Below are 1,131 nucleotides of genomic sequence, written 5' to 3'. Positions count from 1 at the left end.
TCCCCGGCTGCGCGGCCCCGGCCGCCGTGTCCTCCACGCCGCCGCCCCGGCCCTTCCGGCCGACGCGCCGCCACCGGGAGGCGCGCCCGGTCGCGGGCGCGACGGTTCCGTCCGGCCCACACTCCGGGCGCACAGCGGGACGCCCGCCCTCGGCCGCCACCCCCGCCAACCGCTCCCGCAACCCCCCGGTCCGCCGCCGGGCGTCCCGGACCGTCAGCGGGAGCGGTGTCACGCCGGCCAGCCGGCCCAGGTCGACGACCGGCGGGTACACCGGGGAGACGGCCATCACCTCGGCCGGGTCGCCGAGGAGGGGCGGCTCGCCGGGGGCGGCGAGGAGGAGTACCTGGTCGGCGTACTGCACGACGCGCTCCAGGCGGTGCTCGGCCATGAGGACGGTCGTGCCGAGGTCGTGGACCAGGCGCTGCAGGACGGCGAGGACCTCTTCCGCGGCGGCCGGGTCCAGGGCGGACGTCGGTTCGTCGAGGACGAGGACGCGCGGGTGCGGGGTGAGGACGGAGCCGATGGCCACGCGCTGCTGCGCTGCTGCTGGCCGCCGGAGAGGGTGGTGATGGGGCGGTCGCGGAGGTCCGCGAGGCCGAGCAGGTCCAGGGTCTCCTCGACGCGGCGGCGCATCACGTCCGGCGCGAGGCCGAGCGACTCCATGCCGTACGCCAGCTCGTCCTCGACGGTGTCCGTGACGAAGTGGGCGAGCGGGTCCTGGCCCACGGTGCCGACGACGTCGGCCAGCTCGCGCGGCTTGTGCGTACGGGTGTCACGGCCCGCGACGGTCACCCGGCCGCGCAGCGTGCCGCCCGTGAAGTGCGGCACGAGCCCGCTGACCGTACCGAGCAGTGTCGACTTGCCGACCCCGGAAGGGCCGACGAGCAGCACCAGCTCGCCCTCGGGGACGGCCAGGTCGACGCCACGGACCGTGGGCCCGGCGGCCCCCTCGTACCGTACGGAGACGTCCTCGAACCGGATCATGGTCATGAGGTCTTCTCCTCGGTGGTCGTGCGGAGCGGCTTGGCGGGGCGCGCGGGCGCCGGGGCCTCGGCGGGCGGCGGCACCGGCGCCACGAACGCCGGGAGCAGCCCGATCAGGACGGCCGCCGCGGGCAGCAGCGGCAGCGCG

The 1,131-nt window shown here is 77.2% G+C and carries 1 pseudogene; it reads right to left on the bottom strand.

Annotation, left to right across the window (positions count from 1 at the left end):
• Positions 1 to 984: pseudogene (locus tag STRAU_RS36645) on the bottom strand (ABC transporter ATP-binding protein); the annotation flags it as partial.
• Between the last annotated feature and the right edge of the window lie 147 nt (positions 985 to 1,131).

Origin of the sequence: Streptomyces aurantiacus JA 4570, assembly GCF_000414115.1 — a bacterium.
Taxonomy (GTDB): Bacteria; Actinomycetota; Actinomycetes; order Streptomycetales; family Streptomycetaceae; genus Streptomyces; species Streptomyces aurantiacus_A.
The sequence above is the reverse complement of the archived record's forward strand: the minus strand, read 5'-3'. Positions and strand labels throughout refer to the sequence as shown.